This is a genomic window from Allobosea rubneri (genome assembly GCF_032464875.1).
In the GTDB taxonomy this organism is placed as follows: domain Bacteria; phylum Pseudomonadota; class Alphaproteobacteria; order Rhizobiales; family Beijerinckiaceae; genus Allobosea; species Allobosea rubneri.
On record NZ_JAWDID010000045.1, the window covers coordinates 20,901 to 44,072 of the forward strand.

The 23,172-nt window shown below is 67.6% G+C and carries 25 protein-coding genes; 9 read left to right on the forward strand and 16 right to left on the reverse strand.

Annotated elements, in window-relative coordinates:
- Window positions 1-118 precede the first annotated feature (118 nt).
- Both RKE40_RS22345 and RKE40_RS22350 read right to left on the reverse strand, forming a co-directional pair.
- A complete protein-coding gene (locus RKE40_RS22345) occupies window positions 119-1,768 on the reverse strand; it encodes an acyl-CoA dehydrogenase family protein (protein WP_316020413.1) in 1,650 nt (549 codons plus the stop codon).
- Window positions 1,765-3,297 carry a 4-hydroxyphenylacetate 3-hydroxylase family protein gene (locus RKE40_RS22350; protein ID WP_316020414.1) on the reverse strand — a complete coding sequence of 511 codons (1,533 nt, stop codon included), beginning with the start codon at window positions 3,295-3,297 and terminating at the stop codon, window positions 1,765-1,767. Before RKE40_RS22350 ends, RKE40_RS22345 begins: the two co-directional genes overlap by 4 nt.
- A 99-nt stretch (window positions 3,298-3,396) precedes the next feature.
- Between RKE40_RS22350 and RKE40_RS22355 the strand changes: the two genes are divergently transcribed.
- The 5 genes from RKE40_RS22355 to RKE40_RS22375 all read left to right on the forward strand — a co-directional run bounded on the left by RKE40_RS22355 (window position 3,397) and on the right by RKE40_RS22375 (window position 6,743).
- The gene (locus RKE40_RS22355; protein WP_316020415.1) at window positions 3,397-4,032 is read left to right on the forward strand and encodes a TetR/AcrR family transcriptional regulator; all 636 of its coding nucleotides are present in this window, start codon (window positions 3,397-3,399) and stop codon (window positions 4,030-4,032) included.
- Window positions 4,029-4,568: a hydrolase gene (locus RKE40_RS22360; protein WP_316020416.1), complete on the forward strand. Its 540-nt coding sequence runs from the start codon at window positions 4,029-4,031 to the stop codon at window positions 4,566-4,568. Before RKE40_RS22355 ends, RKE40_RS22360 begins: the two co-directional genes overlap by 4 nt.
- 5 nt (window positions 4,569-4,573) lie before the next feature.
- Window positions 4,574-5,209, forward strand: coding sequence for a 2-hydroxychromene-2-carboxylate isomerase (locus tag RKE40_RS22365; RefSeq protein ID WP_316020417.1), 636 nt, complete (start codon window positions 4,574-4,576; stop codon window positions 5,207-5,209).
- A 158-nt stretch (window positions 5,210-5,367) separates the two neighbouring features.
- Window positions 5,368-6,372 carry a Vgb family protein gene (locus tag RKE40_RS22370; RefSeq protein ID WP_316020418.1) on the forward strand — a complete coding sequence of 335 codons (1,005 nt, stop codon included), beginning with the start codon at window positions 5,368-5,370 and terminating at the stop codon, window positions 6,370-6,372.
- Window positions 6,369-6,743: a c-type cytochrome gene (locus tag RKE40_RS22375; RefSeq protein WP_316020419.1), complete on the forward strand. Its 375-nt coding sequence runs from the start codon at window positions 6,369-6,371 to the stop codon at window positions 6,741-6,743. The genes RKE40_RS22370 and RKE40_RS22375 overlap by 4 nt, the downstream gene beginning before the upstream one ends.
- 9 nt (window positions 6,744-6,752) lie before the next feature.
- Here RKE40_RS22375 and RKE40_RS22380 read toward each other — a convergent pair whose 3' ends face one another.
- The 5 genes from RKE40_RS22380 to RKE40_RS22400 form a co-directional block, all read right to left on the reverse strand.
- Window positions 6,753-7,736: a branched-chain amino acid ABC transporter permease gene (locus RKE40_RS22380; protein ID WP_390893494.1), complete on the reverse strand. Its 984-nt coding sequence runs from the start codon at window positions 7,734-7,736 to the stop codon at window positions 6,753-6,755.
- Window positions 7,737-7,793: 57 nt separating this feature from the next.
- Entirely contained in the window at window positions 7,794-8,681 is an 888-nt protein-coding gene (locus tag RKE40_RS22385; RefSeq protein ID WP_316020420.1) for a branched-chain amino acid ABC transporter permease, read from the reverse strand.
- Between the two features lie 87 nt (window positions 8,682-8,768).
- Complete coding sequence (locus tag RKE40_RS22390) at window positions 8,769-9,971, reverse strand: ABC transporter substrate-binding protein (RefSeq protein ID WP_066478815.1); 1,203 nt, start codon at window positions 9,969-9,971, stop codon at window positions 8,769-8,771.
- 37 nt (window positions 9,972-10,008) lie between these two features.
- Window positions 10,009-10,752, reverse strand: coding sequence for an ABC transporter ATP-binding protein (locus RKE40_RS22395; RefSeq protein WP_316020421.1), 744 nt, complete (start codon window positions 10,750-10,752; stop codon window positions 10,009-10,011).
- Window positions 10,742-11,506 (reverse strand): ABC transporter ATP-binding protein, encoded by a 765-nt coding sequence (locus RKE40_RS22400; RefSeq protein WP_066478818.1) that lies wholly within the window; start codon window positions 11,504-11,506, stop codon window positions 10,742-10,744. The genes RKE40_RS22395 and RKE40_RS22400 overlap by 11 nt, the downstream gene beginning before the upstream one ends.
- A 368-nt stretch (window positions 11,507-11,874) precedes the next feature.
- On the opposite strand from RKE40_RS22400, the gene RKE40_RS22405 reads away from it, so the two are divergent.
- From RKE40_RS22405 to RKE40_RS22415, 3 genes are all read left to right on the forward strand, one after another.
- Window positions 11,875-13,305, forward strand: a complete 1,431-nt coding sequence (locus RKE40_RS22405) for a caspase family protein (RefSeq protein ID WP_316020422.1) — start codon at window positions 11,875-11,877, stop codon at window positions 13,303-13,305.
- Between the two features lie 147 nt (window positions 13,306-13,452).
- Window positions 13,453-14,160, forward strand: coding sequence for a CoA transferase subunit A (locus RKE40_RS22410; protein WP_316020423.1), 708 nt, complete (start codon window positions 13,453-13,455; stop codon window positions 14,158-14,160).
- Between the two features lie 17 nt (window positions 14,161-14,177).
- Entirely contained in the window at window positions 14,178-14,831 is a 654-nt protein-coding gene (locus RKE40_RS22415) for a CoA transferase subunit B (protein WP_316020424.1), read from the forward strand.
- Window positions 14,832-14,903: 72 nt separating this feature from the next.
- On the opposite strand, the gene bluB is transcribed toward RKE40_RS22415, so the two are convergent.
- The 5 genes from bluB to cbiE are packed head-to-tail and all read right to left on the reverse strand — an operon-like array spanning window position 14,904 to window position 19,262.
- Window positions 14,904-15,521, reverse strand: coding sequence for a 5,6-dimethylbenzimidazole synthase (gene bluB, locus RKE40_RS22420; RefSeq protein ID WP_316020425.1), 618 nt, complete (start codon window positions 15,519-15,521; stop codon window positions 14,904-14,906).
- A gap of 3 nt (window positions 15,522-15,524) precedes the next feature.
- A complete protein-coding gene (locus RKE40_RS22425; protein ID WP_316020426.1) occupies window positions 15,525-16,844 on the reverse strand; it encodes a cobyrinate a,c-diamide synthase in 1,320 nt (439 codons plus the stop codon).
- The gene (gene cobM / locus RKE40_RS22430) at window positions 16,841-17,608 is read right to left on the reverse strand and encodes a precorrin-4 C(11)-methyltransferase (RefSeq protein WP_316020427.1); all 768 of its coding nucleotides are present in this window, start codon (window positions 17,606-17,608) and stop codon (window positions 16,841-16,843) included. The genes RKE40_RS22425 and cobM overlap by 4 nt, the downstream gene beginning before the upstream one ends.
- The gene (locus RKE40_RS22435) at window positions 17,608-18,030 is read right to left on the reverse strand and encodes a cobalamin biosynthesis protein (RefSeq protein ID WP_316020428.1); all 423 of its coding nucleotides are present in this window, start codon (window positions 18,028-18,030) and stop codon (window positions 17,608-17,610) included. Before RKE40_RS22435 ends, cobM begins: the two co-directional genes overlap by 1 nt.
- The gene (gene cbiE / locus RKE40_RS22440; RefSeq protein ID WP_316020429.1) at window positions 18,009-19,262 is read right to left on the reverse strand and encodes a precorrin-6y C5,15-methyltransferase (decarboxylating) subunit CbiE; all 1,254 of its coding nucleotides are present in this window, start codon (window positions 19,260-19,262) and stop codon (window positions 18,009-18,011) included. The genes RKE40_RS22435 and cbiE overlap by 22 nt, the downstream gene beginning before the upstream one ends.
- On the opposite strand from cbiE, the gene RKE40_RS22445 reads away from it, so the two are divergent.
- Window positions 19,261-20,022 carry a cobalt-precorrin-6A reductase gene (locus RKE40_RS22445; RefSeq protein ID WP_316020430.1) on the forward strand — a complete coding sequence of 254 codons (762 nt, stop codon included), beginning with the start codon at window positions 19,261-19,263 and terminating at the stop codon, window positions 20,020-20,022. The two genes, cbiE and RKE40_RS22445, sit on opposite strands and share 2 nt — an antisense overlap.
- Here the strand turns inward: RKE40_RS22445 and cobJ are convergent.
- The 4 genes from cobJ to RKE40_RS22465 form a co-directional block, all read right to left on the reverse strand.
- Entirely contained in the window at window positions 19,965-20,756 is a 792-nt protein-coding gene (gene cobJ, locus RKE40_RS22450; RefSeq protein ID WP_316020431.1) for a precorrin-3B C(17)-methyltransferase, read from the reverse strand. The two genes, RKE40_RS22445 and cobJ, sit on opposite strands and share 58 nt — an antisense overlap.
- Window positions 20,753-21,496, reverse strand: coding sequence for a precorrin-2 C(20)-methyltransferase (locus RKE40_RS22455; RefSeq protein WP_316020432.1), 744 nt, complete (start codon window positions 21,494-21,496; stop codon window positions 20,753-20,755). Before RKE40_RS22455 ends, cobJ begins: the two co-directional genes overlap by 4 nt.
- 4 nt (window positions 21,497-21,500) lie before the next feature.
- Window positions 21,501-22,133 carry a precorrin-8X methylmutase gene (locus tag RKE40_RS22460; RefSeq protein ID WP_316020433.1) on the reverse strand — a complete coding sequence of 211 codons (633 nt, stop codon included), beginning with the start codon at window positions 22,131-22,133 and terminating at the stop codon, window positions 21,501-21,503.
- A gap of 4 nt (window positions 22,134-22,137) precedes the next feature.
- A partial coding sequence (locus RKE40_RS22465) for a hypothetical protein (RefSeq protein WP_316020434.1) occupies window positions 22,138-23,172 on the reverse strand: 1,035 nt, incomplete at its 5' end.

The window sequence follows — 23,172 nt, forward strand, 5'->3', positions numbered from 1 at the left end:
CCTCTTCAGGAGAACGGACTTGGGGCGCGTGATTTCTCGACTTTGAAAGGTCGTCGTTCCAGCATTCAGCTACGCTGCGGCCGGAATGACGACCCGAGGATCGCCGAAAACGGGTCTTTCAGCCTCGCGCCACCGTCGCGCGCTGGACGATGCCCGCCAGTTCCGGCGAGGGCTCCAGCGTGCCGAAGACATAGCCCCAGTCGGCGTCGAGCCGCGAACGGCAGAAGGTCTCGAACACCGCCTCGTCGGCATGCTTCCTCAGTTCGGAGGCCTGCAGCGCATAGGCCATCATGTTGGCGAGCCGCCGGCCATGGCCGTCATCATTGCGCGGCTTGGCGACTTCCGTGCCGAGCCGGTCGAGCCAACGGTCGAGGGCACGATTGGCGCCGCGCGCGCTGCCGACCTCGGCCATGAAGGCCTCCTTCGTGCGCGGGTCGCGGTTGAAGGCCCGCAGCACGTCCATGCACATCATGTTCGAGGTGCCCTCCCAGATCGCGTTCAGCGGCGCCTCGCGATAGAGCTGCGCCATCGGGTTCTCCTCAATGAAGCCGTTGCCGCCATGGCATTCCAAGGCTTCGACGACGAAAGCGGCGGCGCGCTTGCAGTTCCAGAACTTGGCCAGCGGCGTCGAGACGCGGGCGAGGTGACGCTCCTGTTCGTTCGTCTCCATCGCGTCCGTCGCGGCGGCGATGCGGAAGGCCATCAGCGTCGAGGCCTCCGAGTCGATCGCGAGATCGGCGAGGATGTTGGTCATCATCGGCTGCTCGGCGAGCGAGGAGCCGAAGCCGCGGCGCGACTGGGTGTGGTTCAGCGCCAGCGTCAGCGCCTGCCGCATCAGTCCGGCCGAGCCGACGGCGAAGTCGAGCCGGGTGAGATGGGCGTGGGAAAGGATCTCCTTGATGCCGGCGCCCTCCGCGCCGACCAGCCAGCCTAGGCATTCGCGGAACTCGACCTCGGAGGAGGCATTGGAGCGGTTGCCGGCCTTGTCCTTCAGGCGCTGGATCTGCAGCCGGTTGCGGCTGCCATCGGGCAGGAAGCCCGGGCAGAACAGGCAGGAGACGCCGCTTTCCGTCTGCGCCAGGGTGAAGAACCCGTCCGATTGCGGCACCGAGAAGAACCATTTGTGCCCGGTGATCAGGTAGACCCGGCCTTCCGGCGTATCCTCGAGGAAACGCGCCGTCGTCTGGGTCTGGCGCAGATCCGAGCCGCCCTGCTTCTCGGTCATCGCATAGCCGATGCTGGCCCCGGTCTTCTGGGCCACCGGCAGCGGGCGCTTGTCGTAGCGGCCCGAGGTGATCTTCTCGCGCCAGAGCGAAAATTCGGGCTGGGCGAGGCCGGGATAGGCCGCGTAGGTCATGCCCGTCGGGCACCCCGTCCCGTGCTCGACCTGGTTCCAGAGATAAGACATCACCGCCCTGGCCGCGTGGCCGTTCGGCTCCTTCGTCGTCCAGGCGAGCGAGGGCACCTGATGGGCGAAGGCGAGGCTCATCAGCTCGTGCCAGGCCGGGTGAAACTCGATCCAGTCGGTGCGGTTGCCGAACCGGTCATGCGTTTTAAGTTCGGGTCCGTAACGATTGGCGAGCCGGGCCAGTTCCTGCACCTCGCTATCGCCGGCGAGCGCGCCGAGCGCACCGGCTTTCCCGACGGCCCAAGGCGCGAGCCGGGCGACGACGCCCTGCAGCACTGCGTCCCCGGAAAAGGCGTTCCAACCTGTCGCCGGGCGGGCCTGGTTGAGGACCTGGTGGGTGGCGCTGGTGTGAATGTTCATTCTGCCGCTTCCTGCGTGGTCATGCGTTCCGGCACCTCGCAACCGGTGACGCAGCAGCGCCCGGGCTGCTTCGAGACACGCGAGCCGTCGGCGAGGACGCCGCGGTCGAGCAGGCTCTCGACCAGCTCGACCTTTTCCATGACGGGATAGCTGCGCCAGATCTCGCGCTTCATCGCCTCGGGCGAGCCGCCGCCATGCAGCGAGATCACCGAATACCAGCCGGCCTCCTTGGAGACGGTCAGGTCCTCGATGAAGCGCGCGACCTCGGCGCGCTGTTCATAGGGCACGTCGGGACGCCCGGTCAGCACGGCGGCGAGCGAGCCGGCGGTCTCCGGATTGTGGTCCTCGTCCGGCCCTGGCAGGGCGACGATCAGTCCGCCCGAGACATAATGGGCGATGCGGTGCATGTCATAGATCTTGGTCGCCAGCAGCAGCTTGCCGATGTTCGAGAACACCGCGTCCGGCATTGCGACGCCGGACGCATCCTTCTGGCAGTAGACCGAGGCCGCAACGCCGCAGGCGAAAAAGCTTTCGGTGATGGTGATCAGCTCGACCATCTGCTCACGGATATGGGAATGGCGGTCGGCATCGAGCCCGTTGGCTTCGATCATCAGCGCGCCCGCGCCGATCAGCAGGTCACCGAAGCCGGCCCGCGCCCCGATGCAGCTATGGCGATGATGGCTGGCATAGCTGGTGGTGAGGTAGCCTGCTTCCTCGATCTCGCCGGCCATGAACACCCGGTCCCACGGCACGAAGACGTCGTCGAACATCACCGCGCCGGTCGACTGGCCGTATTTCGCCGAGAACTTCGCGGCCGGATCGCCTGGCCTGCCTGCCGGGCGGGCGACGATGGTCACCCCGTCCGCATCGCAGGGCACGGCGCAGCACAGTGCGAAATCCTCGTCGCCCGGCGCATGGGTCCGGCAGGGCATCACCAGGAATTCGTGCATATAGGGCGCGCCGGTGACGATCGCCTTGGTGCCGCGGATGACGATGCCGTCCTTACGTCGCTCCTTGATGTGGACATAAGCATCGCGGTTCGCCTGCGCGCCGGGGCGCTTGGAGCGGTCGCCCTTGGCATCGGTCATCGCGACGCCGATCGTCAGGTCGCGATCCTGCGCATCGTGGAGATAGGCGAGGAAGCGCTGGCCATAATCCGTGCCGTGGTTCGCGTCGGCCCGCGCCGTCGCCTGCAGGATGCCGCCGAAGGCGTCATGCGTCAGATAGCGCTGGGCGCAGCCGGAGATCTTGCAGACCAGCCTGACAGCCTCGAGCTTGGCGAGCAGATCGCTGGACGAGCCGTCGACATGCAGCATGCGGTTGACGGTTTTGCCCGAGCTCGCCTGGACCGCGGTCATGATCGGCCGGTGGGCTTCGTCATGGGCGAGATCGTAGGTGATGCCGACGGCGTTGATCCCGGGCGCCAGCAAGGGCTCGTCGGCGACGCTCTCGACGCGCTGTCCGTTGACGAAGACCCTGGGGCGATAGGCGCGCAGCGATTCGCGGTAGCCGGCGGCATCCATCAACATGGCATCGTCCTCCAACGGGTTGTTGTCGATAAAATCGAACGGTGTTAGATTTTCGTCAAGCGGTCATTTGCAGGCGGTCTTTTGGAAGGGAGTTCCAGCGTGGGGGGCGAGGCGACGGGACGAAAGCGCGGCCGTTATGCCGCGACCGATCTCAAGCGCGGCCTGATCCTGACCGCGGCGCGGGCGATCTTCGAGCGCGACGGGCTCGACGGGGCTTCCTTGCGGGCGATCGCGGCCGAAGCCGGCTACACCCCGGCAGCGCTCTATTTCCATTTCGACTCGAAGGAGGCGCTCTATGCCGAGGTGCTCGGCCAGTCGCTTTCGGCCCTGACCGCCTTCGTCGACGCCGCGGTCGCGGGCGCGGAGACGCCGCCGCAGCGCTTTCGCGCGGCCGCGCTCGGCTTCTTCGACTTCTACGCCGCCAATCCGCGCGATCTCGATCTCGGCTTCTACCTGTTCCGCGGCGGCATGCGCCCGCACGGCCTCGGCCGCGAGCGTGACAGGGCGCTGAACGAGGCGCTGGAGGCGAGCCTGTCGCCGATTCGCGTCGCGGCGCGCGATCTCGGCGCGAATGCCGAGCTCGCAGACTTGATCATGGCTGATGCCTTCGCCCATGCTTCCGGCGTGCTCTTGCTGGCGCATACGCGGCGCATCCGGATGTTCGGGACGCCGCCGCGTACGCTGATGGAGCGCCATGTCGAAACGGAGCTGGACCGGCTCCAGCGCGGGGTATGACGTCGATGAGCCTGATGGATGCCGGTCGCTCGCGCCTCGTCATCGTCGATTTCCAGGCGCGGCTGATGCCGGCGATCCATGACGGGCCTCGGCTCGTCGCCAATGCCCGCCGGCTGGTCGATGCCGCCTTGCTGCTCGGGGTGCCCGTGCTGATGACCGAGGAGAACCCGGCGGGGCTGGGAACGACCGTCGCGGAGCTTGCCGGCGCCGGTCCCGTGATCGCCAAGATGAGCTTCGATTCCTGCGCCGAGCCGGCTTTTCTCGCGGCGCTGGCCGACGACGAGGATCTGATCCTCTGCGGCTGCGAGGCGCATGTCTGCTTCGGCCAGACCGTGCTTTCATTGCTGGCCCGCAAGCGCCGCGTCTTCGTGGTCCAGGATGCCGTCGGTTCGCGCGCGCCCGAGAGCAAGGAGGTGGCGCTGCGCCGCATGGAGCGCCATGGCGCCGAGATCGTCACCACCGAAATGGTGGTGTTCGAATGGCTGCGCACCGCCGAGCATCCGCAGTTCCGTGCCGCCAGCAAGCTGATCAAGTGAGCCCCGTGACCAAGCCCGCCATCTGGTATTTCGACATCATCTCGCCCTTCGCGCATCTCGCGCTGACGAAGCTCGACGATATCCGCGCCTATCGGCCGGTCGAACTGAGGCCGATCGTCTTCGGCGGCGTGCTCAAGGCCTGGGGCCAGCTCGGCCCGGCCGAGATCGCGCCCAAGCGCGTCCACACCTACCGTCTCGCCACGCATCTCGCCGAAGCCATGGGCGTCCCCTTCCGCTTTCCGCCGAGCCACCCGTTCAACCCGCTGGCGATGCTGCGCCTGCTGACGGCGCTGGAAGGCGACGAGCACGCGGTGGCGGAAGCCTTCCGCCTGGTCTGGGCCGAGGGGCGCGACGCCAACGACCCGCAAGTGCTCGGGCTGGTGGCGATCGCCGGCGGCCAGCCCGACGCGGTCCAGGCGATCGGCTATCAGAACGTCAAGGACAGCCTGCGCCAGAATACGGAGGAGGCTGTCGCGGCGGGGATTTTCGGCGTGCCGAGCCTGCTGATCGATGGCGAGATCTTCTGGGGCGTCGATGCCATGGCGATGGCCTGCGACTATCTCGCGGCGCCCGAGGAATTCCTCGGCGGCGAGATGGCGCGGGTCTCGACCTTGCCGGCTTCGGTCCAGCGGCAGCTATAGAGCCGGATCCGATCGGATTGAATCGATCTGATCGGAGAATCCGTCTCTCACTTCTAAGGGAACCGCGGCGCAGCGAGCCAAGTTTCACCAAGTTGTCGGTTTAGGCCAAGGGCCGATGGCTGGATGATCCAGCCTGCCGACAGCGAAAGGAGAAGCCGATGCTGCGCCGTTCGTTCCTGAAAGTCGGTCTTGCCGGCCTTGCTGCTCCCGGCCTGATCCTGCGCGCGCAGGCGACCGAGCAGCCACGGCCCGGCAGCCCCTTCATCGTCACCTATTTCGACCTGCCCGGGATCAAGGGCTCGCGGGACGTCACCGATGCCGGTGACGGTACGCTCTGGGTTTGCGGCCAGCGCAACGGCACGCTCGGGCGCTTCGATCCGCGCACCAGCCAGATCAAGGTGATCTCGCTCGGCGAGGGCGCGGCGCCGCATGGCGTGGTGCGCGGCCCGGACGGCGCCGCCTGGGTCACCGAGGGCGGCCAGAACGCCATCGCCCGCATTGATGACAAGAGCCACGCGGTCCGGCTCTTCCCCCTGCCGGCGGGCCGCGAGCGCGCCAATCTCAACACCCCGGTCTTCGACAAGAAGGGCATTCTCTGGTTCAGCGGCCAGAACGGCATCATCGGCCGGCTCGATCCCAATTCCGGCAAGATGGAGGTGTTCGACGCCCCGCGCGGCGCCGGTCCCTATGGCATGACCCGCACCCCCTCGGGCGAAATCTGGTTCGCCTCGCTCGCCGGAAACTACATTGCGCGGGTCGATGCCGAGACCGCTGCCTTCACTGTGGTCGACCCGCCGACCGAAGGGCAGGGCGCGCGCCGCGTCTGGTCGGATTCGAAGAACCGGATCTGGGTCAGCGAATGGAATTCAGGTCAGGTCTCGTCCTACGACACCGAGAGCGGCAGCTGGAAGGGCTGGAAGCTGCCCGGCGACAAGCCGCGCACCTATTCGGTCTATGTCGACGATGCCGACAAGGTCTGGCTCACCGATTTCGCCGCCAACGCCATCCTGCGCTTCGACCCGCTGACCGAGGGCTTTCACAGCTTCCCGAGCGACCGGGCAGGCGCCAATGTCCGGCAAATGGACGGGCGCTCCGGCGAGGCCTGGGGCGGGGAGAGCGGCACCAACCGGCTGGTCCGGATCCAGACCGTGAAGCCCGCGTGAGGCTGGGCCTCGCCGTGCTGACTGCATTGGCGCTGGCCGGCGGCACGGGCGCCTCGGCCGATGAGTTGAAGCGCGGCGAGCTTCTGTTCCAGGGCTGCCGCTCCTGCCATGCGCTCGAGCCGGGCAGAGTCGCGATGGCCGGCCCGACCCTCGACGGGCTCGCCGGCCGGCTTTTCGGGGCGGCCGCCGGCTTCGATTACTCGCCGGCCTTCAATGCGATGCGCGAGAAGGGCCTGCGCTGGGATGCGGAGCGCCTCAAGGCCTATCTCCGCGATCCCGATTCGGTCGTGCCGGGCGGCTGGATGAGCCCGCCCGTCGGTCTTGGCGAGGCTGATCGGGCGGCGCTGGCAGAGTTCCTGCTGGAGCGCTGAGGCCTATGCTCAGAGCGGCTTCTTGATCCATTTGGCGATGACGCCGAGGATGCCCTCGCGGAAGAGCAGCACGCAGAGCACGAAGATCACGCCCTGGATGACCGTGACCCAGGCGCCGAGCGTGGCCAGGAAGTTCTGCATCGAAACGATGACGAGGGCGCCGACGATCGGGCCGAAGATGGTCCCGAGCCCGCCGACCAGCGTCATCAGCACGACCTCGCCCGACATCGACCAGTGCACGTCGGTCAGCGAAGCCAGCTGGAAGACGATCGCCTTGGTCGAGCCGGCGAGCCCGGCCAGCATCGCCGAGAGCACGAAGACGGCGAGCTTGTACTGGTTGGCGCGATAGCCGAGCGAGATGGCGCGCGGCTCGTTGTCCCGGATCGCCTTGCAGACCTGTCCGAAGGGCGAGTGGATGATGCGGTAGAAGGCGAGCAGCCCAGCCATGAAGATCAGCGCCACGACCCAATACAGGGTGCGGTCGTCGGCGAGGTTGATGACGCCGAAGAGCTTGCCGCGCGGCACGGCCTGGATGCCGTCCTCGCCGCCCGTGAAGCGCGGCGTCTGCAGCGAGAAGAAGAACACCATCTGGGCCAGCGCCAGGGTGATCATCGCGAAATAGATGCCCTGGCGGCGGATGGCGAGCGAGCCGAAGACGAGGCCGAGGATCGCGGCGACGCCGGTGCCTGCCAGGATCGCGAATTCCGGATTGAAGCCCCAATGTTTGGCGGCATAGGCACAGACATAGCTCGCCATGCCGAAATAGGCGGCATGGCCGAAGGAGAGCAGGCCGCCATAGCCGAGCAGGAGGTTGAAGGCGAGCGCGAATAGCGCAAAGCACAGCACCTTCATGACGAAGACCGGATAGGCCACGAAGGGCGCGATCACCAGCGCGATCGCGATGCCGATCATGACGTTGCGGTGCAGGCTCGCCGTGTCGCGCTCGGCTGCGGCGTGCGTCACGGAGCCGTCGGCGGGGAGGACGTCAGCCATGAGCGGCTCCTTCGAAACGAAGCGGCAGCGAGGCCGTGATGACGAGAGGCGCGCGCATCAGGCGGCGCGCCCGAACAGGCCGGCCGGCTTCACCAGCAGCACCAGCACCATGATGATGAAGATGACGGTGGCGGAGGCTTCCGGGTAGAACACCTTGGTCAGGCCCTCGACCAGGCCGAGGCTGAAGCCGGTGACGATGGCGCCCATGATCGAACCCATGCCGCCGATCACGACGACCGCGAAGACGACGATGATCAGGTCGGCGCCCATGTTGGGGTTGACCGAGTAGATCGGTGCCGCGAGCACGCCGGCGAAGGCGGCGAGCGCCACGCCGAAGCCGTATGTCAGGGTCACCAGCAGCGGCACGTTGATGCCGAAGGCCTGGGTCAGCGTCGCGTTCTCGGTGGCGGCGCGCAGATAGGCGCCGAGCTTGGTCTTCTCGATCATGAACCAGGTCGCGAGGCAGACCGCGATCGAGGCGACGACCACCCAGGCGCGATAGGTCGGCAGGAACATGAAGCCGAGATTGTAGCCGCCACGCAGCGCGTCGGGAATCTGGTAGGGCAGGCCGGACGAGCCGTACTGGTTGCGGAACAGGCCCTGGATGATCAGCGCGAGGCCGAAGGTCAGCAGCAGCCCGTAGAGATGGTCGAGATGGGCGATCCGCGACAGGAACAATCGCTCGATGACGACGCCGGTAAAGCCGACGATCACGGGCGCCAGCAGGAGCGCCGCCCAGTAGTTCACGCCGAGATAGTTCAGGCACATCCAGGCGACGAAGGCGCCCATCATGTACTGCGCGCCATGGGTGAAGTTGATGATGTTGAGCAGGCCGAAGATCACCGCCAGCCCGAGGCTGAGGATGGCGTAGAACGAGCCGTTGATCAGGCCCAGCAGGAGCTGGCCGAACAGGGCTTGCGGCGGAATGCCAAGTAACTCGAACATGCGGATCTACCGTTCCCGACAACAGCGAATCCGGGGCCGTCTCGCGGCCCCGGAGCCTCGGATGGTGCGGAGGCTGTGGTCAGCCCCTCACTTCTTGACGAGCGGGCACTCGCTTTCGGAAAGCGGCTTGAAGGCGTCGTCGGCCTTCAGCACCGCGACCTGCTTGTAATAGTCCCACGGAGCCTTCGATTCAGACGGCTTCTTGACCTCGAACAGGTACATGTCGTGCATCTTGCGGCCATCGGCGCGGACCGAGCCCTTGCCGAACAGCGGGTCGTCCGTCGGCATTTCCTTCATCTTGGCCATCACCGCGGTCGGGTCCTTGCCCTTGGTCGCCTCGATCGCCTTGAGATAGTGCAGCATGCCCGAATAGACGCCGGCCTGGACCATGGACGGCTTCTTGCCGCCATTGGCCTTGGCGAAGCGCTCCGACCAGGCGCGGGTCCCGTCGTTGTTGTCCCAGTAGAACGCCTCGGTCAGGACTAGGCCCTGCGCCGTCTGCAGGCCGAGCGCGTGTACGTCGGTGATGAAGACCAGGAGCCCGGCGAGCTTCTGCCCGGCCGAGGTGATGCCGAACTCGCCCGCCTGCTTGATCGAGTTGATCGTGTCGCCGCCGGCATTGGCGAGGCCGATGACCTTGGCCTTCGAGGCCTGGGCCTGGAGCAGGAAGGAGGAGAAGTCGGTGCCCGGGAAGGGCGTGCGCACCGCGCCGACGACCTTGCCGCCATTCTTGGTGACGATCGCGCCGGTGTCGCGCTCGAGCGCATGGCCGAAGGCGTAGTCGGCGGTCATGAAGAACCAGCTGTCGCCGCCGGCCTTCACCATCGCGCCGCCAGTGCCCTGCGCAAGGGCATAGGTGTCGTAGGTCCAGTGGATCGTGTTCGGCGAGCAGGCCTTGCCGGTCAGGTCCGAGGAGGCCGCGCCCGAATTGATGTGGATCTTGTTCTTTTCCTTGGTGATCTGGTTGACCGCCAGCGCGACCGACGAGGTCGGCACGTCGAGGATCGCGTCGACGCCGTCCTGGTCATACCACTGCCGGGCGATGGTCGAGCCGACGTCCGGCTTGTTCTGGTGGTCGGCCGAGACGATCTCGACCTTGATGCCCTTTTCCGCCGCCTTGAAGTCCTCGACGGCCATGCGCGCGGCGATCACCGAGCCTTCGCCCGAGAGGTCGGCGTAGAGGCCGGAGCGGTCGTTCATCACGCCGACCTTGACGCTGGTCTGGGCCTGGGCGGCACCGGCCGCCAGGGCGGCGAGCGCGGTCCCGAGAAGCAATGCTGTAGTCTTCATGCCGTTCCTCCACCTTATGTCTTTGTTCTGGACTGGTTCAGACGCCGAGATAGCCGTGCAGCTTATCGATATTGGCGTCGAGCTCCTCGTTCGGGATCATGTCGATCACCTTGCCCTGCTCGACGATGTAGTGCCGGTCGGCGACGGTCTGGGCGAAGCGGAAGTTCTGCTCGACCAGGACGATGGTGAAGCCCTTCTGCTTCAGCATGCGGATGGTCGCGCCGATCTGGTCGATGATGACCGGGGCGAGGCCCTCGGTCGGCTCGTCGAGCAAGAGCAGGTTGGCGCCGGTGCGCAGGATCCGGCCGATCGCCAGCATCTGCTGTTCGCCGCCGGAGAGCTTGGTGCCCTGGCTGCGGAGCCGCTCCTTGATGTTGGGGAAGAGCTCGAAGATCTGGGCGACCGAGAGCCCGCCGGGCTTCACCTGCGGCGGCAGCATCAGGTTCTCCTCGACCGAAAGCGTCGAGTAGATGCCGCGCTCCTCCGGGACATAGCCGAGGCCGAGCCGCGCGATCGCGCGCGAGGGCAGGCCGATCGTCTCCTGGCCGCCGAAGCTGACCGAGCCCTTGCGCTTGCCGATCACGCCCATGATCGACTTCAGCGTCGTCGTCTTGCCGGCGCCGTTGCGCCCGAGCAGCGTCACCACCTCGCCCTCGCCGACATCGAGATCGATGCCGTGCAGGACATGGCTCTCGCCATACCAGGCCTCGAGGCCACGCACCTTCAGCAGCGGCTTCGTCCCGGCCTGCGCCTTGCGCTCCAGGGTCGCTTCAATGGCCATGGCCGACTCCCGAACCGATATAGGCCTCGACCACGCGCGGATCCTTCGAGACCGTGGCGTAGTCGCCTTCGGCAAGGACCTGGCCGCGGGCGAGCACGGTGATGCGGTCCGACAGCGAGGCCACCACCGATAGGTTGTGCTCGACCATCAGGATGGTGCGGTTCTTCGAGACCTTGCGGATCAGCGTCGCGATCCGGTCGATGTCCTCGCGGCCCATGCCGGCCATCGGCTCGTCGAGCAGCAGCATTTCCGGGTCGAGCGCCAGTGTCGTCGCGATCTCGAGCGCGCGCTTGCGGCCATAGGAGAGCTCGACCGCCGGCAGATCGGCGAAGGCGGAGAGGCCGACCGCCTCGACCAGCGCCAGCGCCTCCTTGTCGAGCGAGCGCAGCACCTCTTCCGAACGCCAGAAATCGAACGAGTCGCCGCGCTTGCGCTGCAAGGCGATGCGGACATTGTTCATCACGCTGAGCTGCGGGAACACCGCCGAGATCTGGAAGGAGCGCACCAGCCCGAGCCGCGCGATCTCTGCCGGCTTCTGCCGCGTGATGTCCCGCCCATTATAGACGATCGAGCCGCGCGTCGGTGCGAGAAACTTGGTCAGAAGATTGAAACAGGTCGTCTTGCCGGCGCCATTGGGGCCGATCAGCGCGTGGATCGTGCCTCGCTTGACGCTGAGGTCTACGCCATTGACTGCTGTGAAGCCGGCGAATTCTTTCGTAAGACCCGACGTCGAGAGAATAATATCCTCAGACATACAACTCACGCATGTCGGTCACCCCGTTCAACCTTGTTTGATCGTTTCCCCTAGTTCATCATGCTGCACCGCGCATATCACCCATGTCAACGGCGCGGGTGTGCGGGTTCGTCCATCCCGTTGTGCGACGGCGCCGGGTCTAGACCAAAGGTGTAGACCGAGTTGCGAGCTGAGTTCGCTTGTCGAGCAGCGCCCCGTCCAGGGATGCCGGTCGGGCTACGTAGCGCATCTTCCGATTGTCTGTGTCGTTTCTAGGATGGAAGTGCAGGGAAAAATCGTCGTCAGGTAATCGTTACAAAACGTCTATGGATTGACGTAGCGTTCTGGCTTCGCGATCTTGTTTTCCGGGTTTATGCGGAGCGCCCGTTATGTTCGTCTCCTTGCGACTGCTGTCTACCCTGCCGCTGACCATGCTCCTGATGGCGGCTTCTTGCTGGTTTTTCGTTCCGGCCCATGCCTTCGCGGAAGCGCGCGTCGCGCTGGTCGTCGGCAACGGCGCCTACGTGAACGTCGCATCGCTGGCAAACCCGCTGGGCGATGCGAAGGCGATGGCCGCCTCGCTCAGACGCCTGAATTTCGAGGTCGTCGAGGGCTACGACCTGAACGTCGTGGAGATGACCCGAATCGTTCACGAATTCGCCAGGAGGATGGAGGGGGCGAAGGTCGGCCTGATCTTCTATGCCGGGCACGGCATTGCCGTTGGTGATGAGAATTATCTGCTGCCCGTCGATGTCGATCTGAAGTCTGAATCCGATCTCGATTTTCGCGCGGTCAATCTCGATTTCGTCATCCGGCAGATGCAGCGTGAGGAGCGCGTCAACATCGTCGTGCTCGATGCCTGTCGCGACAATCCCTTCGCATCGCGCTTCGGCACCAGAACGCGGTCGATCACGCGCGGGCTCGTTCCGGTCGAACCGCGCGGCGCCTCCGGCACGCTGATTGCCTTCGCGACGGACCCGCGTGCTGTGGCGTTCGACGGCGAGGGTGGCGGGAACAGCCCCTTCACCGCGGCGCTGCTGAGGCACATGGAAACCCCGGAGATATCGATCACGACGGTGATGGACCGTGTGCGCGCCGACGTCTGGGAGGCCACCGGCAAACGGCAGAAGCCATGGACCAACTCATCGATCATCGGTGAGTTTCGGCTGAACCCGGCACCGCTGACGGGCGCAGGGTCGGCGCTGGCGACTGCGAGCTCCGCAGCGTCCGGTGCCGAGGCCTCAATTGCCGCCATGGGCCGGCTCGCAAGGCTCGACGATCGCGTTCCGAGCCAGCCCCCTTCGGCCGTCGAGCCGTCGGGGGCCGGCGATGCGCTGGCGCGCGAAACCGGTTCGCGGGAGACGGAAGCGGCAATGAAACTCGGCCCTTCCGATTATCGGGAGCTGCACGCGCGGCTTCGCGCGAGCGGGTTTGGAAGCGGGCGGCCGAGCGGCTGGTTCGGCGCGCGCGAGCGGGAGGCGGTGCGGCAATGGCAGCTCTCGCGCAGGATTCCGGCCACGGGCTTCTTCACCGACGCACAGGTGAAGGCGCTGGTCGGCCAGAGCGAAAGCGCCTATCGCCGCAGCCTGGACGCGCAGCCGCCAGTGTCGCCGGCTCGAAAGCCGAGGAATGCGAGGCGTGTCGAGGAACCGCCGCGCCCCGTACTGCAACGCGGACGGGCCGCCGCTCCCGCGCAGGCCGAGCCGGGCGGTGCGCGCGCCGCGGCTCCGGCAGCCACCTTCATCGATCCGGTTCTGCGGGGGCGCGATCGGTCCTGGCCCGATCTGGGGCGCTACCCGAAGCCCGCGGAAGGGCGCTAGGCGGCAGGCCATTGGTCCGTGCTTATGGCGAAATCGCCCGCGCCTCATGGACTGGGCGCACGCTTGTCCATGTTGCAACCGCACCGGGGGCTCGGCTAGTCCTTGAGGGGAACGCTCCTCCTCATTCCCAGTGGCAAAGGCAGCACGATGAAGAAGGTCTATCCCGATGCGGCGGCAGCGCTCGCCGGCATCGTCAAGGACGGCATGACCATCATGGCCGGCGGCTTCGGTCTTTGCGGCATCCCCGACAAGCTGATCGAGGCGATCCGCGATTCCGGCGCCAAGAACCTGACCTTCATCTCAAACAATGCCGGCGTCGACGGTGCCGGGCTCGGCATCCTGCTCGAGACCAAGCAGATCAAGAAGATGATCAGTTCTTACGTCGGCGAGAACAAGCTCTTCGCCGAGCAGTACCTTTCCGGCCAGCTCGAGCTCGAATTCAACCCGCAGGGCACGCTCGCCGAGCGCATCCGCGCCGGCGGTGCCGGCATCCCGGCCTTCTTCACCAAGACCGGCGTCGGCACGCTGATCGCCGAAGGCAAGGAGGAGCGCGAGTTCGATGGCGAGCGCTACATCATGGAGCGCGGCCTCTTCGCCGACATCTCGATCGTCCATGCCTGGAAGGGCGATACCGAGGGCAACCTCGTCTACCGGAAGACGGCGCGCAACTTCAATCCGATGATGGCTTCGGCCTCGCGCATGACGATCGCCCAGGTCGAGCATCTCGTCCCGGCCGGTGAGATCGATCCCGACCACATGCACACCCCCGGCATCTTCGTGAAGCGGATCGTCCATGTGGCGAACCCGGTGAAGCGCATCGAACAGCGCACCGTCCGCAAGCGCGAAACGGTCTGAGAAGGAGATCACGCACAATGGCCTGGACCCGTGAACAGATCGCCGCTCGCGCCGCCAAGGAGCTGAAGGACGGCTTCTACGTCAATCTCGGCATCGGCATCCCGACGCTCGTCTCGAATTACATCCCCGACGGCATGAGCGTGCAGCTCCAGTCGGAGAACGGCATGCTCGGCATGGGTCCCTTCCCCTATGAGGGCGAGGAGGACCCCGACCTGATCAACGCCGGCAAGCAGACCATCACCGAGCTGCCGACGACGAGCTATTTCTCCTCGTCCGACTCCTTCGGCATGATCCGCGGCGGCCATATCGATCTTTCCATCCTTGGCGCCATGCAGGTCGCGGAGAATGGCGACCTCGCCAACTGGATGATCCCCGGCAAGATGGTGAAGGGCATGGGCGGCGCCATGGACCTCGTTGCCGGCGTCAAGAAGGTCGTCGTGGTGATGGAGCACGTCGCCAAGAACAAGGATGGCTCGGAATCGCCGAAGCTGCTCAAGGCCTGCGACCTGCCGCTGACCGGCGCCGGCGTCGTCGACATGGTGATCACCGATCTCGGCGTCTTCACCGTCGACGAGAACGGCGGCGGCATGACCCTGATCGAGCTCGCCGACGGCGTTTCGCTCGACGAGATCAAGAGCAAGACCGAAGCGCCGTTCAAGGTCGCCCTGTAATCGCAGACGTCATGGCCGGGTTCCGCCCGGCCATCTCCTGGATAACGGAACTCCGGCAATGAAGGGCGCAGCTCAGCTGCGCCCTTTCTCCCAGCCGGCCCGCACCAGCTCGGGCACGTCGTGCTCTTCCACCGGGAAGCCGACGCAGAGATAGCCGACCAGCTTCCATTCCGGCGGCGCCTCGACGATCCGCCGCATCGCGTCTGGATCGAGGATCGAGACCCAGCCGACGCCGACCCCGTGGGCACGCGCCGCAAGCCAGAACTGCGTGATCGCGGCGACGACCGAATAATCCAGCATTTCTGGCATGGTCCGCCGGCCGAGGCCATGGCCCTGACCGGTGCCGTGGTCGCAGAACACCGCGAACTGCTCCGGCGCCTCGCGCAATCCCTCCAGCTTCAGCGAGGCGTAGAGCCGCGCCTGCTCGCCCTCGTAATCGGCGAGCGCCGCGGCGTTGCAGGCCGCGAAGCTCGCCTGTACCGCCGCGCGCTGCTCGAGGTCGCGCAGCCGGACCCAGCGCCAGGGCTGCGAATGGCCGACCGAGGGCGAAAGCTGCATCAGAGCGAGGAGCTCCTCCAGCAGCGCTTCCGGCAGGGTGTCCGTGCGGAAGCGTCGGACGTCGCGGCGCCAGGCCAGCAATTCGCCGAGCTTCGCAGTGAAGGCCTCATCGAAGGAGGGCGCTGCACTCAAGACTCAACCCTGCGCGGCGATCGCGTGGAAGAAGGAACCGGTGACCAGGCCGCGCCGGCTGCCGGCCGGGACGGGGGCCGAGCCGTGCGGGTCGCCGACCATGGCGAGAGGGGGATCCTCGCCTTGCGAGACGATGCTGGCATAGTGGAATTCGTGGCCGCTCAGCCGCCCGCCTGCTGCGCCGAGCGGGCAATCAGCCTGCAGCACGGCATTGCGGTAGCCGAGATTCATCTTGCGTTTGGCGAAACTGGTCTCGACCGAGAGCAGCCCGGCCATGGCATGGCACGCGCCATCGGCATCGGTCAGGCTCCTGCCGAGCACCATGTAGCCGCCGCACTCGCCATGGACCTGGCGCGTGCGTGCAAAGCTGCGCAGACCGCCTAGGAAGCGCGAGGCCGAGGCGAGCCGCCCGGCATGCAGTTCGGGATAGCCGCCCGGCAGCCAGCAGGCGTCGCATTCCTCGGGGGGCGCTTCGTCGGCGAGCGGCGAGAAGGGAACGAGCTCGGCGCCCTGAGCCCGCCAGCCGGCCTCGACATGCGGATAGACGAAGCTGAAGGCGGCGTCGCGCGCGATGGCGATCCGTTTTCCCGGTGCGGGCAGGGCCGGTAGGGCCTCGTCCGATGCCGTCAGCGTCGTCGCACCGGCGGCGGCAACGACCGCATCGAGATCGACGGCCGCTGCGACCGTCTCCGCCAGCGCATCGAGCCGGGCATGCAGATCGGCGGTTTCGCCGGCCTGCACCAACCCGAGATGGCGCTCAGGCAGTATCAGGCTGGCTTTGCGCGGCAGGGCGCCGAGGACAGGCAGGCCGATCCGCTCCATGCCGGCCGCGGCGAGCCGGCGATGGCGCTCGCTCGCGACCTTGTTGAGGATGACGCCGGCAATCCTGATGCGCGGATCGTAGAGCTTGCAGCCGAGCGCGACGGCGCCGGCCGATTGCGCCTGCCCGGAGACGTCGACGACGAGCACGACAGGCCAGCCGAGCAGGGCGGCGATATCGGCGCTGGCGCCGGTATGGCCTTCCCGTCCCGGAACGCCGTCGAACAGCCCCATCGAGCCTTCGGCGACGATGACGTCCGCAGCCTCCGCTGCCGAGCCGGCGATGCCGGAAAGCAAGGCGTCGGGCATGGCATAGCTGTCGAGATTGGCGCTGGGTGCGCCGGTCGCAGCCGCATGGAAGGCGGGGTCGATATAGTCCGGCCCGCATTTCAGGCCGCGTACGGAAAGCCCGCGCCGGACCAGCGCCCGCTGCAGGCCGAGCGTGATCGTGGTCTTGCCGGAGCCGGAGCGCGGCGCGGCGACGAGCAGGCCCTTCGCACTCACGCCTGGCCTCCGTTCGGCCGGAAGCGGCGATCATAGCCGGCGGAATAGAGCGCACTCTCGCCGAAATCCTCGGAGCCGAGCGCCGGGCCGACCAGGATCAGTGCGGTGCGCTCCAGGGCGGCTGCGCGGACCTCTGCGACGATGCTCGCAAGCGTGCCGCGTAGCACGCGCTCATCGGGCCAGGAGGCGCGAAACACGACCGCCACCGGGCAGTCGGCGCCGTAGAACGGGGTGAGTTCGGCAGCAACCTGCTCGATCACATGGATCGAGAGATGGACGGCGAGCGTCGCGCCCGAGGCGGCGAAGGTGGCGAGCTTCTCCTTCTCGGGCATGGCCGAGGCGCGGCCGGAGGTCCGGGTCAGCACCAGCGATTGCGCGAGCCCCGGCAGGGTCAGCTCGCGCTTCAGCGCGGCGGCGGCCGCGGCGAAGGCCGGCACGCCCGGCGTGATCTCATAGGGAATGCCGAGTGATTCCAGCCGGCGCATCTGCTCGCCGACGGCGCTCCAGATCGAGATGTCCCCGGAGTGCAGGCGGGCGACGTCCTTGCCTTCGGCATGCGCCGCTTCGATTTCGGCGATGATCGCGTCGAGGTCGAGCGGGGCGGTGTCGACGATGCGCGCATCCGGAGGGCACCAGCCTAGCATCGCCTTGGGGATCAGCGAGCCCGCATAGAGGCAGACCGGGCAGGATGCGATCAGGTCGCGCCCGCGCAAAGTGATCAGGTCGGCGGCGCCGGGACCGGCGCCGATGAAATGCACTGTCATCAGGAATTCCCATCCGCTTCGGCGCCGCGGGCGAGCGCACAGGTGACGCGGCTGGTCGCGATCCGAGGCTGCACCAGGACGGCGCCCGGCCCGGCCGCCGCGAGCGCTGCGGCTTCCGCGACGGAGCCGACGCCGTAGAGCCCGGCGATGCGGCTCGAGCGCGTCGCGCAGGCGGCCTCGAAACCGGCCAGCGCTTCGTCCGGAATGGCGACGAGCTCGACATCATGCGTGCGGGCGACGGCCGACAGGCCGGGCTCGCCGAAGCGCGAGGCGAGGGTGGCGAGCCGGGCGAGCCGCTCGCTGCCGAAGCCGGCCGCGGCCAGCGTCTGCGTCAGGCAAGCCAGGATCTCGGCTTCCGAGGTGCCGGGCCGCAGGCCGATGCCGGCGGTGATGCCGCCGTTCAAGGCTTCACCACCCGCCATTGCGTCACCGGCATCGCAGGGCGCCAGCCGTGCATCGTTCCGACGGGGTCGAGATGCGCGATGCCGATGCGGCGCAGATTGCCGCCATGCTGCGCGAACAACGCTGCGAGCCGGGCTTCGCCTTCGAGCGTCACGGCATTTGCGACCAGCCGGCCTCGCGGCTTCAGCGCCGCGAAAGCCGCCTCGAACAGGCCAGGCTCGGTCAGTCCGCCGCCGATGAAGACTGCGTCGGGGGAAGTCTTGCCGGCAAAGCTTCCGGGAGCCTTGCCCTCGACGATCTCGATCGGTGGCGCGCCCAGCGCCAGCCGGTTACGGCCGATGCGTGCCGCCCGCTCCGGCTGCTCCTCGAAGGCGATGGCGCGGTTGTGGCGATGGCGCAAGCACCATTCGATGCCGATCGAGCCTGAGCCGGCACCGACATCCCAGAGCAGCTCACCCGCGCGCGGCGCGAGAGCCGAGAGCGTGATGGCGCGGATGTCGGCCTTGGTCAGCTGGCCGTCATTCTCGAACCATTCGTCGGCCAACCCGTTGGCCAGGGGCAGGATTTGGGCATCGTCGTCGGCGACGACGCTGACCGCCAGCATGTTGAGCGGCACGATCCCGTCGAACGCGAAATCCTGCGCGCGGGTCTCGCGAATGCGCTCCTTCGGGCCGCCGAGCGCTTCCAGCACGGTGAGAGAACTGGCGCCGAGTCCGCGTTCCGACAGAAGCGCCGCGACCGCGGCCGGGGTCGATTCATCCCAGGACAGTGCCAGGATGCGTGCGCCCGGCTGCAGCAGCGGGATGATGCGCTGCAGCGCCCTCCCATGCAGGGAGACCAGCGCGCACTCCTCCTGCGGCCAGCGCATCCGCGTACAGGCCATCGAGAACGCCGACAATTGCGGGATAACCCGCATTTCCTCCGGGGCGAGCGCCTTGGTCAGCCCGGCGCCGATGCCGTAATGGAACGGGTCGCTGGTCGCCAGCACGCAGACCGCCCGGCCGCGCTCCGCCAGGATCGCCGGCAGCGCGTTTCGGAAGGGCTGGGGCCAGGCTCTGGCCTCTCCGGGGACGTCGCCGATCAGCTTGAGATGGCGCTCGCCACCGAAGACGATCTCCGCCTGTTTCAGGGCGGCGAGCGCATCGGCACATAGTCCGGAAGGCCCATCCTCGCCGAGCCCGACCAGCGAGAGCCATGGGCCGGTCGGCCCCGTGCTCGACAGTTCACCGGTTTCGCGCGAAAACTGATTCATGACGGTCCTCATCCTAGGCGGCACGAGCGAAGCGGCTGCACTTGATCAGCTTCTGGCTGAGCAGGCCCCCGAAATCCGTGCCGTGATCTCCCTGGCCGGGCATACATCCGACCCGCGGCCGCTGTCGCTGCCGAGTCGTATCGGCGGCTTCGGCGGCATTGCCGGCCTGCGTGAATATCTCGTCGAGGAAGGCGTCGTCGCGGTCATCGATGCGACCCACCCGTTCGCCGCGATCATGCCCTATCACGCCGAGGCCGCCTGCAAGGCCGAGGGCGTGCCGCTGTTGGCGATCCGGCGCGAAAGCTGGCGGCCGCAAGCCGGCGACCGCTGGCGCAGCGTGCCCGACATCGGGGCCGCCGTCGAGGCGCTGGGTACCGAGCCGCAGCGCGTCTTCCTGACCATCGGCCGGCTCGAGCTGCCGCAGTTCTTTGCCGCGCCGCAGCATCGCTATCTCATCCGGGTGATCGAGCCGGTCGGCGAGCTGCCCTTGCCGCATGCCAAGGTCCTGCAGCAGCGTGGGCCCTTCGAGGCCGAGGCCGAGGAGCGGCTGATGCACCGCGAGGGCACGCAGATCCTGGTCAGCAAGAATGCCGGCGGCCCGATGACGCTCGGCAAGCTCGTCGCGGCGCGCCGGCTCGGCCTGCCTGTCGTCATGGTCGAGCGGCCACCCAAGCCCGATGTCGAATACGTCACCCATATCGATCAGGTTCTGCCCTGGCTGGTGGCGCAGGGGCTCTTCGTCACCGAGCGCGGCGTATAGACGAACGGCGCCCGGCCCTCGCGCGCGATCAGGCGCGTGCCGCTCGCGCCGATCATCACCAGCGTCGCCATGTCGGCCGTGCCGGCCGCCTCATAGGCCTGCGTTAGGGTCAGGATGCGCAGGGCCTCGTCGGCCCGGCCGATGGCGCGCGCGAACAGCACCGGCGTGTCGGGCGCCCGGACGGAAAGGGCGAGCTCCAGCGCCTTGCCGAGTTGCCAGGGCCGCGCCTTCGAGATCGGATTATAGAGCGAAATCACGAAATCGGCGTGAAGCACCGCTTCCAGACGGGCGGTGACGACCTCCCAGGGCTTCAGGTTGTCGGACAGCGAGATCGCGCAGAAATCGCCGCCGAGCGGGGCGCCGGCCGCCGCAGCCGCCGCCAGCATCGCGGTGATGCCGGGCTCGACGGTGATCGCGAGTTCCCGCCAGCAGGGCTCGCCAGCCTCGACGGCCTCGAACACGGCTGCCGCCATGGCGAAGACGCCGGGATCGCCGCCGGAGACCACCGCGACGCGCTTGCCTGCCGCGGCCAGTTCCAGCGCGTGCCGCGCCCGGTCGATCTCGACGCGGTTGTCGCTGGCATGCTTCGTCTGGCCACTCTGGGCGGGGATGCGGTCGAGATAGGGGCCGTAGCCGATGAGATCGCTCGCCGCATCGAGCGCCGCCTGCGCCGCCGGCGTCAGATAGCGCGGTTCGCCGGGGCCGAGGCCGACGATGGTGAGTGAACCGGTCACAGCCGCCGCCCTTCGCCGGGCACCAGGATCATCGAGAAATACGGCGCCTCGTCGTCCTGCTTTTCGGAAAGCCGCTCGACCCGCTGATCGGCCATGGTGGCGCGCTCGACGTAGATGGCGCGGTTGATCAGCCCCGCTCGCTGCAGGGCGCGCCGGACCTTGGGCAGGTTGCGGCCTAGCTTCATGATCACCGCTGCATCGGTGTCGACGAGGCGGCGCGTCAACTCGCCCTCGGCGAGCGTGCCCGGCAGCACGGTCATCACGTCGTCGCCCCAGGTGATCGGAGCGGCTGCCCGCGTCCAGGCACCGGCCATGCCAGTGACGCCCGGCACCACCTCGGTCGGGAAGCGATGGGCGAGGCGGCGCCAGAGATGCATGAACGAGCCGTAGAAGAACGGGTCGCCGTCGCAGAGCACCGCGATGGTGCGGCCGGCCTGCATCTCGTCCGCGAGCCTTTCGGCGGCCGCGTCGTAGAAGGCGGCGATTGGGCCGCTATAGCCTTGATCCTCGACCGGCACCTCCGTCGTCACCGGGAAGGCGAGTTCGATCTCGCGGGCGGTGTCGGGCGCGATGATCGCGTCTGCCGTGACGCGGGCATTGCCGCGCCGGCCGCGCTTGCAGAAGTGCACGAGACGGTCGGCCTTCAGAATGATGTCTCGGGCGCGCACGGTCATGTAGTCGGGATCGCCGGGGCCGAGGCCGACGCCGAAGAGCAGGGTGCGGGGGGCTTGTTCGCTCACCCTCTCACTCCTTCACTTGCGCCAGCGCGTTGACCGCCGCCGCCGCCATCGCCGAGCCGCCGCGCCGGCCATGCACCACGAGAAAGGGCACGCGCCCGTCCAGCGCCAGCGCCTCCTTCGATTCCGCCGCGCCAACGAAGCCGACGGGGATGCCGATCACGGCAGCCGGCTTCGGCGCACCGGCATCGAGCATGTCGAGCAGGCGGAAGAGGGAAGTCGGTGCGTTGCCGATCACCACGACGCTGCCCTCCAGATGCGGGCGCCAGAGCTCCATCGCCGCCGCCGAGCGGGTCGTGCCCATCTCCTGCGCCAGCTTCGCCACGCTGGGATCGGCGAGCGTGCAGATCACCTCGTTGCCGAAGGGAAGCCGGGTGCGGCTGACGCCGTCGGCGACCATGCGGGCATCGCAGAGGATCGGTGCGCCCTTGGCGAGGGCCGCTTCGGCTGTGGCGGCGAAATCCGGGGACATCGCCACGTCCTTAGGCAGGTCGGTCATGCCGCAGGCATGGATCATCCGCACCACGACGCGTTCGGCGGTGCCGGAGAAGCCCGACAGGTCGGATTCGGCCCTGATGATGGCGAAGGAGCGCTCGTAGATGGCGGCTCCGTCGCGGAGATAGGCGTGACGCGTATTCAAACTTTCATTCCCGATGGCGCGCAGCGGCTTCGAGCCGCGCGCGGATGTCCTGACCCGGTTCGAGCCGGCGCACAAGTTCCGCCAGCGTCAGATGTGCGATCGGCCGGTCGCGGGTACCGCCGGCGAGGATGACGTCGTAGCCGGCCTCACCGGCCAGGAGGGTGAGATCGGCGGCGCCCTGGCGGGCGCAGGACTTGGCGCAGCCCGAGACGTGAAGCGTCAGTCCGTCCGTCAGCAGGGGCGCCAGGACCTCCGACAAGGCCCCGGCATCGGCGAGCGTCGCTGCTGCCGCTCGGTCGCAGGCCGGCGCGCCGGCGCAGGCTGAAACAGGCAGGCGTGGGTCGCGCGGCGAGAGCACGAGACCTTGCTTCACCAGGGCGGCGGCGAGCTCCTCGGTAGCGGCGAACGAAACCCCGCAGAAGCCGAGGCCCCGCCAGGGCGACAGTCGGATCTCTTCGACAGCGAAACGCTCGGCGAGTTCCGAGAGGCGCGCCAAGCCCGCGGCGTCGCTGCGGCCGAAAGGCAGGGCGGCGAGAACCGCGAAGCGGCCGTTCCGTTCGGCCGCGATCCCGACCGGGGAGGGAGACGGGCGGATCGCCGGTGTCGACATGGCCGAAAGCCCGCAAGCGACGGAAAGGACGACCAGCGCCTTGTCGTCGAGCTCGCGCATGCGCCGGACTTCGCCGCGCCTTACGCGCTCCTCGGCGGCGAAGCCGGCGAGGAGCATTGCGGCGATCGCTGGTGCGCTCGTTGGATCGACCGGCCCGAACCAGAGCCCACCCGGCAGACCGAAGGCGACGGAATCGGCCGCGACGGCGCGCAATCGCAGGTCCGCCGCAAAGCCGTCGAGCGCCAGAGCGCCGCCGCCATCGACCACGATGGAGAACTTCGCCGGCAGTCCGACGATGCGCCGCCCTCGCGGCAGCCGTCGAAGCCGCGGGCCGGCGAGCGGCGAAGCCAGCACCAAACGGTGCGGCCCGTCCCCTGTCGCCTCGTCGACCAGCCCGACTTCGAGCAGTTCCGCGACCAGGACCGGATG